Consider the following 15,388-nt stretch of genomic DNA (forward strand, 5'->3'; position numbering starts at 1 on the left):
TTAACTCCTCCTATTTATGAAAGAGTTAATCATTGGATGAACTTTCTTCCAATCACTCGTATTTAACTCAATGCTCGGATGTGGCTTTTGATTAAAAAGAATTTTTTCTGTTGGTAATGGAAATAAAGCGCTATTTAAGACACTACTAAGATCATCAATAAAAAAATCACATTGGAGAGTTGAAATCCGATTTATTTTTATTTCTTGTTTTTCATGAAATGATATGTTTTCAGAGGCAATAGGTCCATCGGTACAATTAGTAAAACCATGACTTTTTAGCCAATTAGTGGCCGCAATATGAAAGTTAGTTTTATCACCAATAATTGGGTATTTAGTCTTATGCGACACGATGAAAATACTATGGCCTTCTTTTTTTAAGCTTTTTATTGCCTCTAGGCAACCTAGGTAAGGTTTAGCTTGGTTAATTTCTTTCCCATATACGATACCTTGTAATTCAGTCCACTTTGGTTCATTTCCAGCATTAATAAAGTATGCTTTCACATCTTCTTTTGTTTGTCCCACTTCTTTTGGAAGCCAGCCTAATATCACTCCAACGCGATGAAACACACCTGTATAGTCAGCAATAGTATTATCAAAATCGATACCGATAATCATATTACAGCTCTATTTTTTAGTGTTGTTATTATATCTAAAACAGTTAAACCAGCTTTTTTACGTGCATCTTCAGTACTATGAACTTGATCAATAAATCTATCTGGGATACCAAAACGGTGCACTCTTGGTGTTTTAGGTTGTTCACTAATATATTCAAGTACGGCACTGCCAAAGCCGCCATTCACATTGTGCTCTTCAAGAGTGATTATATGTTCAAAGCGCTCACAGGCTAAGGTTAAATATTGAGTATCAAGTGGTTTTACCGTATGAAAACTAACAAGCTCGGCGTTAATGCCTTTACTTTGAAGTTCAATGAGCAAATCATGCGCGAGTGGCATAATCGTGCCCGTTGCTAATATTGCGACTGTTTGACCCTCTTGCATTGTATATGCATGTCCAAACTTTAGGTTAGGTAAAATTTTGTGAACCTTTGGCTCATTTTTTTTACCAATTCTAAAGTAACACGGCTGGTTGAGTTTGATTAATTGGGGCATTAATACGCTGAGTTCGTCTGAATCGGCAGGGCATACAATATTCATATTTGGCAAGCTTCGCATTAATGCTATATCTTCAAACGAATGATGGGTGGGCCCTAAATTAGCATACGATAAGCCTGAGCCCGTGCCAACGATGATAACGGGTTGGTTTTGGTAAGCGATATCTATTTTTATTTGTTCAAAGTTTCTCGCTGTAGTAAATGGCGTAATGGTATAAATAAACGGTTTTTGGCCCATCATTGCGGAGCCCGCAGCCATTGATGCCATATTTGCTTCGGCGATGCCTGCATTGATTGTTCTATCGGGAGCAACTTCTTTTAGATTATTGAATAAACGATTACCGATATCAGCGTAGAAAAGCATTAAACTGGTGTCGGATTTAGCTAATTCGGTCAAACAATTTGCAAATGCATTTCTCATTTTAGCCCCAACTCCTGTTTTGCTTTTTCAACTTCATCTTGGGTTGGTATACGATAATGCCAGTTGTTATCGTTTTCCATGAAAGAAATACCTTTTCCTTTAATTGTATCAGCGATTATACACACCGGTTTGTCGTAAGATTGCGCATCCTTTAAAGCGTCGCTGATAGCCGAAATATCATGACCATCAAGGCGAATTGTGTGCCAGCCAAATGCCCGCCATTTTTCTTCTAATGGTTCAAGGTGCATTATTTCACAGCTTTCACCAGTGCCTTGAAGTTTATTAAAATCAATGATTGCAACGAGATTGGATAATTGTTTACCGGCTGCAAACATGGCCGCTTCCCAAATCGTTCCTTCATTGAGCTCACCATCGCCCATGAGGACATAAAAGCGATTAGTTTTTTTTTGAATTTTACAGGTTAATGCCATACCTGTTGCAAGTGAAAGCGCATGGCCAAGTGATCCCGAAACGGTATCAACTCCTTTAGGGGAGTTTATGCCGGGGTGCTCTTCAAAAACAGAGTCGGTTTGGCCGTGTTGATAAAGATCTGCCACTGGGTAAAAACCCCTATAGGCAAGTGTGGTATAAAGTGCACTTGCAGCATGGCCTTTACCAAGCAAGAAGTAATCCCTGCTTGGCATTGATGGTGTTGATGGTTCTACATTGAGTACTTGCCAATAAAGTGCTGTCAATATATCAGTACATGACAGTGAACTACCCAAGTGTGGGGTTTTTGTTTTACTCGATACGTCACATAATGTGTATCGTATTTTTGCTGCTATTTGCTCTAAATTCATAGTTATCTCTATGGTATGAACCAGTAAAAATCGCCAGTGTAACCATGGTCTTTAAAGAATACCTTCCAATCATCAACATGCATGATGGTCTTTGCGGTTAATGCCCATTCGAGCATACGTTCTTTTTCTTCATCATTTCGATAGGCATCAACAGTTATAAATGACTTTCTTTTACTTACACGTTCAATTTCTTGTAACGCGATAGCACATTCTTTTTCATCTAAATTATGGATAGTATTGATTGACATAACGACATCAAAGCTATCGTCATCGAAAGGTAAACTCTTTGCATCCCCTTGTTGAAGTAAGTGTTTAACTTCTTCTTTGGCATGCTCTAAAGCATAACTAGAAATATCCAACCCAGCTAATTTTATACCTTTGATATGCTGTTGCAGGTCATAGAGCATGAAGCCTTTGGCGCAACCTACATCCAGTAAAGAACTTTCTTTTGTTAATTGAAAGTGAGATTGAAGATCAGGAACAACCGGTTGCCAAAAGCGAGACATGTAGCTAAAACCACCGTATCCATAGGTACGATCACCATCAAAAAAATCTTTACCATATTGGCGAGCAATTTCTCTATCAGCTTCGGTAATTACATTGGCTCTTCCCTTGGTGTCTCTTTTTGATTTAGGGTAGTTTTTTAATAAATCTAATTCTTTTCCTAGCATGAATACCTCAGGCTTTATGAATATAGTTATGTGGTTGTGTTTTTAGAGTATCAAGGTTGCTTTTGACCCAATCAATTGTTTTGGCAAGGCCGTCTTCGAGTGAAATACTGTCTTGCCATTGTAATTCTGATCTGATTTTTTGAGTATCAAGCAGGTAAGCAGCGTCTTTACCAAGTCGGTCACCTGTTATTTCACATGTCTGTTCAAATGAGACGTTTAACATTTTGCATAACATCTCCACAATTGCGCGGATTGTGATCATACGCTCTGTTGAAATATGATAAATTTCGCCATTACGTCCTTGCTCTCCAATTAACTGTGTTGCACTAGACACATCATCAATATGGATAAATGAGCGGGTAGAGTGGCCGCCACCATGAAGCGGTAGCTTTTTGCCTAATAATATAGACAGTATTGTTTTTGGAATTATTCTATACAGTTGTTGTCCTTCACCGTACACGTTGGCTGCCCTAGTAAAAACAACAGGGAAATCATAAACATCAGAAAATGTATGAAGACTCATATCAGCAGCAGCTCGTGATACAGCATAGGGCGTGCTTGGTTGGTAGTTTCTATGCTCAGGAACCAATCCTTCGCAGCTGCCGTACACTTCAGGTGTAGAGATATGTATGTATTTATCTAAACTGTCGAGTTGACGAAGTGCATTGTGTAATTTGATAGTTGACACTGCGTTGGTCATAAACCAATGCTCTGGGTATTCCCAGCTTTGTCCTACCATACTTTGGGCTGCAAAGTTATAAACTGCGCCAACATTCTCTTGTTTGATATGTGTTAATATGTCATCTAAATGATGATTTAAATCGAGTTGTTTAAATGCTAGATTCGTTGTGTGGCAATCTTGCCATTTATAAGGTAACAGGGCATTAACGGGTTCACTAGAGCGGCTGATCGCGAGGATTTTTTTACCTTGCTTTAGCATGTGAGAGCAAAAAGAGGCGCCAGAAAAAGAATTACTTCCTATAACAATAATTGGTGAGTCAGTCATTTTGTAATTCCAGATAAAGAGCTTTCATTAAAATATGCCCGACAATAACTTGGGTATCTTCTGATATTTGCATATCCTGGATTTCAAAATGGAAAACTTGGTCAAGCATTGGCTTAACTTTACCGCCACAAAATCCTAAAATACCGACTGTTTTCATACCAATATCGAGTGCTTGTTGAGTCGCTCTAATTATATTTTCAGAGTTACCACTGCCAGATAAAATTAGTAAAATATCATGACTATTCGCTTTAACTTTTAGCTGATGTGCAAAGATATTTTCATAACCAATATCATTACCTAAGCAAGTTAAAACAGAGCTGTTAGCAGGTAACGCTTCAACTTTGAGTGCATTACCTTCTGGGCTAATACCAAATGTAAAGTCATTTGCTAGGTGGATTGCATTTGCAGCCGAACCACCATTTCCACATAAATACAACGTGCCATTATTTGCTTTCATAGTTAGCAAAGCATCAACAAGGATTTTAATTTTTTTGCTATCTAGCTGTTTTAGCACAGCCGTTAGGCTGGCTATATAGTTTGTTGTTAGGTCTTCTACTAAATCATTAGGTACCGCTGGGGTTCGCTGGTTGTTAATCATAGAACCTCTCTTTGCATCCATTTAAGGTTGTAAAAATGATCTTCATCTTTTAGTAAACCTTGTTTGTAAGCTGTAATAATTTCGATAATGGCAGTGTCGACATTTTTATTGGGTGTAAAACCAGTTGCGAGTAATTTATCTGAGTTAATACGGTAACAACGAGGGTCATTTGAAGGCGTTACATCAATCTCACACGCTATTTTAGCCTGCACCATTTTTGCAATATCCATAATTGAAATATTTTCAAACCCTGCATTAAACACACCTGAGACTTTATCTGGATTATCTAACATATAAATATAGAGATCCGTGATATCGTCAATATGAATATTTGGTCTGACTTGATCGCCACCAAAAACCGTAATCTTTCCATTTTTCAGAGCTTGCATTGTCAGCATATTAACAGAAACATCTAAACGCATACGTTTAGATACGCCGCATACGGTTGCTGGGCGAACAATTTGTACCGCCATATCGCTGGCATAACTAAGTAAAACACGCTCTGCAACCATTTTTGTTTTGTTGTATTCTGAAATAGGTTCAAGCGTTAAGTCTTCAGTTACATGTTCTTCATCTTTTATACCGTATACGCTACCAGATGACGCATAAATAAACTGCTTCACCCCAGAGCGCTTTGCTTTATCGGCTAAGCGCATAGTTGCTAACGCACTCACTTCCCATGTTAATTTAGGGTTTAAATCACCACAGGGATCGTTTGCGATAGAAGCAAGATGAATAATAGAATCCACACCGTCTAAGTTAATCGTATCAGTGTCGCGTACGTCACCTTTAATGACTGAGAGGTTGTCATGAGAGGGCAAAAAATTACCAAACCATTGGGTGTCAAATGCGATTACGCGATGGCCTAAAGCCAGTAGCTTTGGAACCAATACGGTTCCTTTATAGCCAGTTGCACCGGTAACTAATATTGTTTTTGGATTCATTTAATATTCTCTAATTCTTTGGTAGTCATAAATATAATGTTCAATGACATACAATTATTATGCCTAACTTAAGTAGATTTTTGCTCTACGTGTTTATTTATATCGGTGAGGTAAGGGTTTTCCTTTAATGTTTTTATTAAATCATTATAAGAAAAATCAACTTTATTCAAAAAATGATCATAAACAGCGGTAATTGCTTTGTAATCGTCTGGTTCATCAAGTGTTAGGCGAAAGTGGCTATAATCTTCATGCGCACTGAATGTGTGGGTCGTTATGGTATTAAATTTTGCCATGCCTAACGTCACATGTTCACGATCGGCGGGTGATGTGGCTTTTAAATAAGTATTTTCTAATAATTTGAAAGAAAAAGCACAACAATCTAGCCCTCTAGGGTAACCACTGTGCGGGCCTAAATTAACCATGTCATAATTTTGACTCGTTCTTTCATTAATGACTTGCGTACAAAGCGCTTCATCAATCAAGGGGCAATCACTGGTTAACCTGACTATGGTTGTTGATGGTTTTGCGCCATAATGCTTTGCAGCTAAATAATAACGACTTAGCACGTCGTGCGTGTCGCCTTGATAGGTTTTTATATTTAACTGCGCGCACAAATCTAAAATGGGTTGTTCAGTTCCATCATTCGTCGTTGCAATAATGATATGTTTATGCCAACTAGGTAAGCGTTCAAGCATAACTTGTAAAACGGGTTTGCCACACAGTGGTAACATCACTTTTGCAGGCAATCGAGTTGATGTCATACGTGCTTGAATTATTACTAATACATCAGACATGTTTAATGGTAATCATAATTATTATTGAGATAAATATAGCAAATCATTACACTCTTGCACATAACTTAAAGGTTAAAATCCTTTTGGATCAATGTGATTTATTAATTTATAAGCTAGTCGAATAGGTTTAGGTATAAAGTTTGCTTAAATGTAATGGTTTTTGACAGTGCAATTTAGGGATCGTAAATGGCGTTTAATTCTGAAATTACCATTAATGGTAGAACTATCGGGTCAGGCTACCCTGTGTATATTATTGCCGAAATGTCAGCTAATCACGGGCAAGATTTAGAGCAGGCAAAGGCGTTGGTAAGGGCGGCTAAAGAGGCTGGAGCGGATGCAATCAAGTTGCAAACGTACCGTGCAGATACTTTAACGATGGATTGTAAATTACCGCACTTTGAAGCAACTGGGCCATGGAAAGGGCAATACTTATATGATCTTTACGAAGGTGCATATATGCCATGGGATTTTCATGCTCCGTTGGTCCAATTGGCAAATGAAATAGGTATAACAATTTTCTCTTCTCCATTTGATGACTCTGCTGTGGATTTATTGGAATCGTTAGATTCACCGGCATATAAAATTGCTTCACCTGAGTTGATTGATCATGCGCTGATTCGAAAAGTCGCAGCAACTGGAAAACCGATGATCATGTCAACCGGTGGTGCAACCCTTGCTGAAATAACTGATGCGGTTCAAGTTGCAGAGCAAGCGGGGGTGAAAGAGTTGTGCGTATTAAAATGTACTAGTACTTATCCAGCCCCTGCAGAGTCAATAAATTTAGCCACAATTCCTCATCTAGCGGATAGTTTTAAGTGTCCAGTGGGGCTTTCAGATCATACTTTAGGTAATGATGTACCCATAGCATCAGTCGCTTTTGGCGCACATGTTATCGAAAAACATTTTGTATTAAGCAAAGATGATGAAACGGCTGATAGCTTTTTTTCAATGACACCAGATGAACTTAAAGCATTAATATATGGTGTTCGACAAGTCGAAAAAGCGATTGGAACAGTACATTATCCCCTTAAACCTTCACCTAATCGCCGTTGCTTATACACGACTAAAGATATTGAATCAGGAGAGATTTTAACCGTTGATAATGTTGCGAATCTTCGACCGGGTGGTGGTGAGTTAGCCCCAAAAGAATTACCGAATGTTATTGGTAGGAAGGCGCGCCTATTTTTACCTCGTGGTACACAGCTATGTTGGCAGGATATGGAATAATTAGCATGATAAATGAAGAGTTATTACAAGGTTTTTTTTGTGATTTTTTAATCGCACGCGGTATTAGTATTTCAAAGAAAAATATTAATCACTTTAATTTTACTGGTTCAGGTAGCATTGATTCATTTGAAATTCTTAGCATGATTATGGAGCTTGAGATGCTTACTAATATTCATCTGAGCCCTGATGAACTCATGGATGAAAATAATGCAACTGTGGGTGGTTTGATTGAAACGCTATTGAGGAAGCAATGAATATTGTAGCTCGAGTTTCTACGTGTTTAGGTATTGGCCATTTAATGCGTATAAAGTGGTTGCTGCTTGAGTTGCAGTCAAATACTCAAGCTAGCCTCACTTTGGTTTTGGATATTCAAAAAGCTGATATAGCGCCTTTTATACAAGAGCTGATATGTGATGATATACATTTTGTTAAAACGGCGTCCAAACAAGATATTGCTACTTTACTAAGCGTAATAAAAACCTCAAATGCTGATTTGGTAATACTCGATCATTACGATTTAGATATTGAATATGAAAAACAAATTGGTAGTGTAGGCGCAAAATTAGCGGTATTTGATGACTTAGGCAGAGATCATGATTGTGATTTTTTATTCGATGCTAAGTGGGTGGGAGAGCTAACCCACAAACGCTATGATAAAAAATCACCAGTAAAAACTCGTCACTTTTTAGGGCCTGACTTTTCATTATTAGCCCCCCCATTTAGCCAAACTTTGAATACGCACGTTTCACAAAGTAAAAATAAAACGAATATTCTTTGTTCTTTAGGTGGTGGTGGCGATCTTAGCATTTTTGCATCATTAGTTAATTCAGTACCTAATGAGCTACATAGTCAGATCCAATTTACGTTTGTAGTTGGTCCTAAAGCTGAAAATAAACAGGTTATTACTCGCCTTGGGGAGAAATTTAAAAACATAACGATTTTATGTTCTCCTTTATCTATAGCAAACGAATATCGCAATACTGATTTATTTATTGGAGCATTGGGTACATCATTATACGAACTGGCTGCATTAAAAGTACCTGCAATTACATTTTCTATCGCAGCTAATCAAGAAAATGATATAACTCACTTACAGCAATTAGGGCACTTTTTACATCTAGATGAATTCACAGATTCCCAAGCATGTTTATTAGGCGCTCAGCTGGGTGGCTTTATTTGTTGTTTACCTCGTATTAAAAAGCTACGCCATAATGCAATTGTTACTGTTGATGGTTTAGGTGTAAAGAGAGTTGCTGCAATTTTGCAAGCGCAGGAGTTTGACGTAACTGACATAAGTAGCCAAGTAAGGGACGCAAACCACATTGCCCAACTTACCACGCAATACGCAGTACGCGAGGTTGAGGATAGCGATGTAAATAATTACTTAATTGCTAGGAATTTACCAAGTAATTCACAAAAGATGACCATTAACGCAGATATACCGAGGCTTGAACATTACTTATGGTGGTTTCGAAGTGAAAGAAAATCGTATGTTGTTGAGAAAATAGGTATTCCTGCTATGTATGTATGGCACCAGTATGTATCTGCAAACTCGCATGATTATTTATATGGTGGTTGGTTTACAGCACGCAATGATGTGCCTTTTAATTTGGCTATGTTGACCCTTCAATGGCAGCTTGATTTTTGTAAAGCCAGTCATCCCAACGCTATTTGGCTTGCCGTGATCCACAAAGATAATAAATTCGTCAATTTGCTCAATAAATATATGGGGTTTGTGTCAACGCCTATCGACTCTGTTGAATATACTACAACCCAACAGTTATTCCCTTTAGCCGATGAACAATTTAATTTTGTGATGTGGGATCCAAATGCATAATAATAATAATATTTACCAGTTAGTTCAATCTCATGCAGTGAGCCAACCCGATAAGATAGCCTGCGTATACCAAAATACATCCATATGTTATCAGCAGTTAATTGATAAGGTAGATCATTTAGCGGCAGGTTTAATACAATTTGGCATAAAATCAGGTGATAAGTTGGCGTTATTTTGTCCAAACAATTTAGAGTTTGCTTATTGCCTATTAGCGGCAGCTAAACTGGGAGTAGCATTGGCTCCATTGCCTTTGACGCTTAAAGGGCATGCATTATCAAAAGCGTTACAGGTAGCTGATTGCAGTTACGCGATTGCATGGGTAAGTGTTGCAAATCAACTAGTAAAAAACGATGTATTGCCTAGCGACAAAATCATTTCGTTAGGCGGTCATATTGACGGGGCAAAGGACATGGCTTCGCTAATGTCATTGTCTGGTGAGCATTGTGATTCTTTTCTTGCAGATATTAACGCTCCTTTTATTCTTACAATGACCTCTGGTTCAACGGGTCAACCTAAGCCAATCGTATTTACTCAAGCGACCAAAATTGTCCGCGCGTTTGACGCAACGGCTCATTATTACCAATTAGATAAAACTGATGTAGTGTTAGTTTCAACTCCTTTATATCATTCGTTAGCACAGCGCTCATTGCTTATGCCATTAATGTTGGGTGCGAGTGTGGTTATATTACCCAAGTTTTCTGTAGGTGCTTGGCTTGATGCGATTGAAGTTCATAAAATTAGTTTTTTATTCGCTGTTTCAAGCCAATTAAAGGCCTTACTTCCTGAGTTAAAAAAGGCGCAATTAACAAGCTTGAAATGTGTTGTATCATCTTCTGCAACCCTTGAAAGTGACGATAAAAAACTACTATTATCAGCCTTAAATTGCCATTTCCATGAATGTTACGGGGCATCAGAAATGGGTGTGATCAGTGATTTTGATATAACTCAACCTAATGTGCCGATTAATAGTGTAGGTAAGCCTTTACCAAATTTGAGAATAAAAATATGTGACTCTGAACGTCATCTTTTATCTACAGGAAGTATCGGTGAAATTGCCTGTTGCTCGCCTACTGCATTTGCACAGTACTATAATTTACCAGAGCAAACTGCCCAAAGTTATGATGATGAGGGTTATTTTTTCACAGGCGATCTAGGTTATCTTGATGGCGATGGTTATCTTTATTATGTTGGTCGTACTAAAGAAGTGATCAAATCAGGTGGGATCAATGTTTACCCAAGTGATATAGAGTTAGTGACTAATTACTTACCTTGGGTTGATGAGTGTGCCGCATTTGGGGTGGACGATGATAAATTTGGTGAAGTTATTTTATTAGCGTTTGTATGCAGTAAAAATGCCCCTAGTAATGCAAAAGCCCAATTACAAATGCATTTACTAAAAGAACTAACTGACTATCAGCAACCACGGATTTTGTTTGATATGGCAGTTTTACCGAAAACTGAAATGGGTAAAATTCATAAGCCAAGTATCAAACATAAATACTTTCAGGGTAAAGTGTAATATTACACATCTTCCCAACTTAACGTTTGTGTTGAGCGCTTTGCGGCAGCAAATAGCTTTAAGCCATCAGCGGCATGCTCTAAACCAAACACGTATGAGTTGCTGCTTGTTTGACCTTGTTGAAAAGACACGAGATCTTGGGCTATATCGCTATATAAATTGGCAAACGCTTCAACAAAGCCAGTTGGGTGTCCTGGTTTCATTCGGTTATATCTAAATTGATGAGCATAATCACATTGACCTGCACGGTCGAGGATTTCTCGTCTACCATCGTTAAAGTTAAGTTCTAATTCATCAGGGTTTAATTGTAGCCACTTGGCACTGCCAATATCGCCATAAATTCTAACTTGTAACCCATTACGATGACCAATAGCTGTTTTTGACATCCACATGCTACCTTTAATGCCACTGGCGTATTTTACGAGCATGTGTACGTCATCGACTAAATTAGCATATTGAGAGTGGTTACTAAACTCTGCGAGTGTGTGACTTGGTTCTTCATTTAATAAAAAACTACTTAGGTGGTGAAGGTGTACACCTAAATCTAGACATATTGTAGGCACTTCAGCGTCTTGCAGGCGCCAGGCTTGCGGTTGCGACGTTTTACCGGCAATATCAGGAGGTCGGCGAAAGCCTTCTTGTGGCATTTCTAAATGAATTTTTTGAATTTCCCCTAACTTTCCTGAATTAATTAGGTGCTTTAACTCCCGCACCATAGCATAACCACTGTAGTTAAAGGTTACCGCTAAAAATTGCTTTTCAGGGTCATAGTATGGCCTTAGTGCAGCTATTTCTTTCGGGCCGCAAACCATGGCTTTTTCACAGATCACAGGAAGCTTTTTTTCAAATAGGTATTGTAGAACTTCTAAATGATGAGGTGTTGGAGTGAGCACTACAAACGCATCAATGTGATCTTTTTCAGCTTCGACCATGTATTTCCAATCATCGTAGACACGATCTGAAGATATACCCCAATGAATGCCTGTCGCTTTGTTGTTTTCTTGGTTACGACAAAAAGCACCAGCAACAACTTGAAACTTATGATCCATGTGTGCTGCACAAAAGTGTACGTATCCAACCGCAGACGTGTTACCCCCACCGATAAAAGCGAGTTTGAACGTTGGGTGAGTGTGTAGCATAGCAGCCTCATGTTTCATTAAATGATATGTTTTATATCGTCAAAAAAGTTAAAAACTTTAATTTAAGATTTGCTGTAAGGTGTTAAGTACAAAATGTACTTCTTGTTCTTGCAACGTTGGATGCAAGGGAAGGGTGATTGCACCTTGATAATACTTTTCAGCATTAGGGAAGTCACCAACACTAAAGCCCATAGCTTGATAATAAGGCTGTAAATGTATTGGGATATAATGCAGATGGCCAATAATCCCGGCAGCCCGAAGTTGGGTTATAGCGTTTTTATGTCGAGTTATATCGCTATCTTTAAGTTGAACTATATATAAATGATAAGCGGAATAGCAGGTATCACTTTGATGTAATGGGCGGATCAGATTAAGATCTAGGTGTGTATCATATATCTGAGCTAAAAAGTGGCGCTGGTTAACAAACTCATCAACTTTACTTAGCTGGCTAATACCTAATGCGGCATGCAAATCAGTCATTCGGTAATTAAAACCAAGTTCTACTTGTTGGTAGTACCAAGGGCCATGACTTGGTTCGGTCATTTCGGTTGGATCAGATGTGATACCGTGGCTTCTTAATTTTCTTAAGCGCTTTGCTAGCTCTTGATTATTGGTGACGGCCATGCCGCCTTCTGCACTTGTGATTATTTTTACAGGGTGAAAGCTAAATACACAAATATCTGAAAACTCACAACAGCCTACGGGTTTATCTAAATACTTAGCACCTATAGCATGAGAGGCATCTTCAACAATTTTAAAGTCATATTTTAGAGCAAGTTTATGAATAGCTTGCATATCGCATGATTGACCCGCTAAATGAACGGGGATCACTACCTTAGGTAAGCAATTGTTTTGTTCTGCTAGAAGCAATTTTTTTTCAAGCTCAAAAACTGACATATTGCCAGTGTTTAAGTCAATATCAACAAAATCAATTTTAGCTCCGCAATACAAAGCGCAGTTTGCTGAAGCAACAAATGAAATAGGGGATGTCCACACTATATCGTTACTACCAACGTCAAGCGCTAAACAAGCTATGTGTAATGCTGATGTTGCACTATTAACAGCTACACCATGCTCTGCCTTACAATAACTAGCAACAGCATCTTCAAATGCTGGCACTTTAGGGCCTTGAGTGAGCCAATCTGACTTTAAAACATCGACTACCGCATCAATATCAGTTTGGTCGATAAATTGTTTACCGTATTGGATCATATAAGTGCCTGAATATTAAAAGCATCTATTTCTTCTATCGTTAAGAAATGAGGGTTACTTAAAGAGTTATATTCAAACCCAACCTCGACTTTCTTACCTTGTTCATTTAATGCGTTGGTGTCGAAATCATTGCACCGGCTACTAAATTTAATACCAGGAGCAATCACAAAATGATCATCAAACTCATAGGTATCAAAACATAAATCAGATGGGCACATAATTTCATGCAATTTTTCACCGGGGCGAATACCGATAATTTTAACGGGTAAGTCAGGCGCCATTGCTTTAGCTAAGTCGGTAATGCGAATTGACGGTATTTTAGGGACGAATATTTCTCCACCTAACATGCGTTCAAAGTTCGTTAAAACAAAATCTACACCTTGTTGCAGGCTTATCCAAAAGCGCGTCATTTCTTCATGTGTTATGGGGATGTGATCTTGGCCTTGCTCAATAAACTTTTGAAAAATTGGGACAACAGAGCCGCGTGAACAAACAACATTACCGTAACGCACAACTGAAAATGTGGTGCGATTTCCGCCAGCAATATTATTGGCGGCAACAAATAGCTTATCCGACGCCAATTTAGTGGCGCCGTATAAGTTAATTGGGTTAGCTGCTTTATCGGTAGATAGAGCAATAACTTTTTCAACATCGTTGTCCAGCGCTGCATCAATTACATTCTCAGCGCCGTTGATATTTGTTTTTATGCATTCCATTGGGTTGTATTCAGCGGCGGGAACTTGCTTAAGAGCTGCTGCATGAATAACATAATTTACACCGCGCATGGCTCTTCTTAAGCGATCTTTATCGCGAACATCGCCGATAAAATATCGCATACATGGTTGATTAAATTCTTGTTGCATTTCAAATTGTTTTAGCTCATCACGAGAGAAAATTATAATCTTTTTAGGGTTATATCGCTCGAGCAAGGTTTTTACGTATTTCTTACCGAATGATCCGGTACCACCGGTTATTAAAATTGTTTTGTTATCGAACATAGTGTTACCCAAGTTATTTATCATTGGCGTAGTTGTTTATAAAAGTTAAATACGCAAAAGTGAAATTCATTACACATCTCAGTACTTTACCTATTAACTTAGTTGGTTAGCAAGCAAGATGCCAAGTTAATTTAATTTAACCATGGTACAAAGTGTAAAATTTGGCAAATTAAGCTATAATTTAACCAATCAGTGTGTCGGAGCCTGCTATGAAAATTCAATCACCATCTACTAGTTTTTTAAACCAAACACAGCAAACTGGAAATAAGCTTGCAGAACAACTCGCTACGGGTAAAAAAATAAACTCTGCGGCAGATGACGCAGCTGCGTTACAGATTATAGACCGTTTGACCTCCCAACAAGATGGGTATGGGCAAGCCGTGAGTAATGCTTATGATGGCATTTCTTACTCACAAGCAACAGAATCTAATTTATCTGGAGTTAATGATGCCGTGTCACGTATTCGTGAACTCTCTATTCAAGCAGGTAGTGGCGCGTTGAATGATAATGATCGCGCAGCTTTACAAGATGAAGTTGTGCAATTACAAAGTCAAATAACAGACACCTTTGAGAATGCATCATTTGGTGGTAAACCATTATTTGATGGTCAGGCAGTATCGTTTCAAGTTGGGCCAGATGCGAATACTACGCAAAGTGTAACTCCTGGCAATGGGAGTATTGCTAGCGTGGTTGCGGGTATTGACATTTCGACCCAAGCTGGCGCGCAAGCTGCGATTGATATTAGTGATCAAGCTGCAGATGAAATTAATAGTCAGCGTGCAGAGCTTGGTGCATTTGAAAATACGCTTTCAAGTACCATTCGCGGACTGGGCGAGCAAAATGAAAATATTGCCGCGAGTAAAAGTCGAATTCAAGATACCGATTATGCGCAGGCTATTTCTCAGCAGGTATCTAACGATATTTTAGCGCAAGCATCTATTGCACTTCGTGGGCAAGCAAACCAATCTGCAGAATCTATTTTAGGTTTGTTATAACCGTTATATTGAAACAGTAATTATTAAGTATTACTTATAGTTAACTAGGCGTCTGTTTTTTGGCATTGATGTCAAAAAACTGCCGCTTAGTGCTTGCATCCCTCCCAAAGTCGCTT

At 38.4% G+C, this 15,388-nt stretch carries 16 protein-coding genes; 5 read left to right on the forward strand and 11 right to left on the reverse strand.

Going from position 1 to position 15,388, the window contains the following annotated elements:
* The 8 genes from ACJJVX_RS09390 to ACJJVX_RS09425 form a co-directional block, all read right to left on the reverse strand.
* Window positions 1-615: an HAD family hydrolase gene (locus ACJJVX_RS09390; protein WP_405631188.1), complete on the reverse strand. Its 615-nt coding sequence runs from the start codon at window positions 613-615 to the stop codon at window positions 1-3.
* Window positions 612-1,532 (reverse strand): transketolase family protein, encoded by a 921-nt coding sequence (locus ACJJVX_RS09395; protein ID WP_405631191.1) that lies wholly within the window; start codon window positions 1,530-1,532, stop codon window positions 612-614. The genes ACJJVX_RS09390 and ACJJVX_RS09395 overlap by 4 nt, the downstream gene beginning before the upstream one ends.
* A complete protein-coding gene (locus tag ACJJVX_RS09400; protein WP_405631193.1) occupies window positions 1,529-2,332 on the reverse strand; it encodes a transketolase in 804 nt (267 codons plus the stop codon). The genes ACJJVX_RS09395 and ACJJVX_RS09400 overlap by 4 nt, the downstream gene beginning before the upstream one ends.
* Window positions 2,333-2,340: 8 nt before the next feature.
* Window positions 2,341-3,003 carry a class I SAM-dependent methyltransferase gene (locus ACJJVX_RS09405; RefSeq protein WP_405631196.1) on the reverse strand — a complete coding sequence of 221 codons (663 nt, stop codon included), beginning with the start codon at window positions 3,001-3,003 and terminating at the stop codon, window positions 2,341-2,343.
* 7 nt (window positions 3,004-3,010) lie between these two features.
* Window positions 3,011-4,009 (reverse strand): GDP-mannose 4,6-dehydratase, encoded by a 999-nt coding sequence (locus ACJJVX_RS09410; protein ID WP_405631198.1) that lies wholly within the window; start codon window positions 4,007-4,009, stop codon window positions 3,011-3,013.
* On the reverse strand, window positions 4,002-4,607 hold the full coding sequence (locus tag ACJJVX_RS09415) for an SIS domain-containing protein (RefSeq protein ID WP_405631200.1): 606 nt from the start codon (window positions 4,605-4,607) through the stop codon (window positions 4,002-4,004). Before ACJJVX_RS09415 ends, ACJJVX_RS09410 begins: the two co-directional genes overlap by 8 nt.
* A complete protein-coding gene (locus ACJJVX_RS09420) occupies window positions 4,604-5,551 on the reverse strand; it encodes an NAD(P)-dependent oxidoreductase (RefSeq protein ID WP_170173156.1) in 948 nt (315 codons plus the stop codon). Before ACJJVX_RS09420 ends, ACJJVX_RS09415 begins: the two co-directional genes overlap by 4 nt.
* Window positions 5,552-5,619: 68 nt before the next feature.
* The gene (locus tag ACJJVX_RS09425) at window positions 5,620-6,345 is read right to left on the reverse strand and encodes a cytidylyltransferase domain-containing protein (RefSeq protein ID WP_082355637.1); all 726 of its coding nucleotides are present in this window, start codon (window positions 6,343-6,345) and stop codon (window positions 5,620-5,622) included.
* Between the two features lie 186 nt (window positions 6,346-6,531).
* On the opposite strand from ACJJVX_RS09425, the gene pseI reads away from it, so the two are divergent.
* Genes pseI through ACJJVX_RS09445 form a run of 4 tightly spaced genes read left to right on the forward strand, consistent with a single transcriptional unit; the run spans window position 6,532 to window position 10,928 of the window.
* Window positions 6,532-7,572, forward strand: a complete 1,041-nt coding sequence (gene pseI, locus ACJJVX_RS09430) for a pseudaminic acid synthase (protein ID WP_054203327.1) — start codon at window positions 6,532-6,534, stop codon at window positions 7,570-7,572.
* 5 nt (window positions 7,573-7,577) lie between these two features.
* On the forward strand, window positions 7,578-7,826 hold the full coding sequence (locus tag ACJJVX_RS09435) for a hypothetical protein (RefSeq protein WP_054203326.1): 249 nt from the start codon (window positions 7,578-7,580) through the stop codon (window positions 7,824-7,826).
* Window positions 7,823-9,409 carry a UDP-2,4-diacetamido-2,4,6-trideoxy-beta-L-altropyranose hydrolase gene (pseG, locus tag ACJJVX_RS09440; protein WP_054203325.1) on the forward strand — a complete coding sequence of 529 codons (1,587 nt, stop codon included), beginning with the start codon at window positions 7,823-7,825 and terminating at the stop codon, window positions 9,407-9,409. The genes ACJJVX_RS09435 and pseG overlap by 4 nt, the downstream gene beginning before the upstream one ends.
* A complete protein-coding gene (locus tag ACJJVX_RS09445; protein ID WP_405631204.1) occupies window positions 9,402-10,928 on the forward strand; it encodes a class I adenylate-forming enzyme family protein in 1,527 nt (508 codons plus the stop codon). Before pseG ends, ACJJVX_RS09445 begins: the two co-directional genes overlap by 8 nt.
* A 2-nt stretch (window positions 10,929-10,930) precedes the next feature.
* On the opposite strand, the gene ACJJVX_RS09450 is transcribed toward ACJJVX_RS09445, so the two are convergent.
* From ACJJVX_RS09450 to pseB, 3 genes are read right to left on the reverse strand one after another with little or no spacing between them, the layout of a single operon-like run.
* On the reverse strand, window positions 10,931-12,085 hold the full coding sequence (locus tag ACJJVX_RS09450; RefSeq protein ID WP_405631205.1) for a Gfo/Idh/MocA family protein: 1,155 nt from the start codon (window positions 12,083-12,085) through the stop codon (window positions 10,931-10,933).
* Window positions 12,086-12,124: 39 nt separating this feature from the next.
* Complete coding sequence (gene pseC, locus ACJJVX_RS09455; protein ID WP_405631207.1) at window positions 12,125-13,279, reverse strand: UDP-4-amino-4,6-dideoxy-N-acetyl-beta-L-altrosamine transaminase; 1,155 nt, start codon at window positions 13,277-13,279, stop codon at window positions 12,125-12,127.
* A complete protein-coding gene (gene pseB / locus ACJJVX_RS09460) occupies window positions 13,276-14,277 on the reverse strand; it encodes a UDP-N-acetylglucosamine 4,6-dehydratase (inverting) (RefSeq protein ID WP_054203322.1) in 1,002 nt (333 codons plus the stop codon). Before pseB ends, pseC begins: the two co-directional genes overlap by 4 nt.
* Window positions 14,278-14,486: 209 nt before the next feature.
* Between pseB and ACJJVX_RS09465 the strand changes: the two genes are divergently transcribed.
* The gene (locus ACJJVX_RS09465) at window positions 14,487-15,272 is read left to right on the forward strand and encodes a flagellin (protein ID WP_054453880.1); all 786 of its coding nucleotides are present in this window, start codon (window positions 14,487-14,489) and stop codon (window positions 15,270-15,272) included.
* Window positions 15,273-15,388: the final 116 nt, after the last annotated feature.

The sequence above is a fragment of the Pseudoalteromonas sp. Ld20 genome, assembly GCF_045064175.1.
In the GTDB taxonomy this organism is placed as follows: domain Bacteria; phylum Pseudomonadota; class Gammaproteobacteria; order Enterobacterales; family Alteromonadaceae; genus Pseudoalteromonas; species Pseudoalteromonas neustonica.

Excerpts from the sequence above, each read along its gene's own strand:
- ACJJVX_RS09445 (WP_405631204.1), top strand. The coding sequence starts at position 9,402 with ATGCATAATAATAATAATATTTACCAGTTAGTTCAATCTCATGCAGTG.
- ACJJVX_RS09395 (WP_405631191.1), bottom strand. The coding sequence starts at position 1,532 with ATGAGAAATGCATTTGCAAATTGTTTGACCGAATTAGCTAAATCCGAC.
- pseI (WP_054203327.1), top strand. The coding sequence starts at position 6,532 with ATGGCGTTTAATTCTGAAATTACCATTAATGGTAGAACTATCGGGTCA.
- ACJJVX_RS09400 (WP_405631193.1), bottom strand. The coding sequence starts at position 2,332 with ATGAATTTAGAGCAAATAGCAGCAAAAATACGATACACATTATGTGAC.
- ACJJVX_RS09390 (WP_405631188.1), bottom strand. The coding sequence starts at position 615 with ATGATTATCGGTATCGATTTTGATAATACTATTGCTGACTATACAGGT.
- ACJJVX_RS09435 (WP_054203326.1), top strand. The coding sequence starts at position 7,578 with ATGATAAATGAAGAGTTATTACAAGGTTTTTTTTGTGATTTTTTAATC.
- ACJJVX_RS09405 (WP_405631196.1), bottom strand. The coding sequence starts at position 3,003 with ATGCTAGGAAAAGAATTAGATTTATTAAAAAACTACCCTAAATCAAAA.
- ACJJVX_RS09415 (WP_405631200.1), bottom strand. The coding sequence starts at position 4,607 with ATGATTAACAACCAGCGAACCCCAGCGGTACCTAATGATTTAGTAGAA.
- ACJJVX_RS09420 (WP_170173156.1), bottom strand. The coding sequence starts at position 5,551 with ATGAATCCAAAAACAATATTAGTTACCGGTGCAACTGGCTATAAAGGA.
- ACJJVX_RS09410 (WP_405631198.1), bottom strand. The coding sequence starts at position 4,009 with ATGACTGACTCACCAATTATTGTTATAGGAAGTAATTCTTTTTCTGGC.
- pseC (WP_405631207.1), bottom strand. The coding sequence starts at position 13,279 with ATGATCCAATACGGTAAACAATTTATCGACCAAACTGATATTGATGCG.
- pseB (WP_054203322.1), bottom strand. The coding sequence starts at position 14,277 with ATGTTCGATAACAAAACAATTTTAATAACCGGTGGTACCGGATCATTC.
- ACJJVX_RS09465 (WP_054453880.1), top strand. The coding sequence starts at position 14,487 with ATGAAAATTCAATCACCATCTACTAGTTTTTTAAACCAAACACAGCAA.
- pseG (WP_054203325.1), top strand. The coding sequence starts at position 7,823 with ATGAATATTGTAGCTCGAGTTTCTACGTGTTTAGGTATTGGCCATTTA.
- ACJJVX_RS09450 (WP_405631205.1), bottom strand. The coding sequence starts at position 12,085 with ATGAAACATGAGGCTGCTATGCTACACACTCACCCAACGTTCAAACTC.
- ACJJVX_RS09425 (WP_082355637.1), bottom strand. The coding sequence starts at position 6,345 with ATGTCTGATGTATTAGTAATAATTCAAGCACGTATGACATCAACTCGA.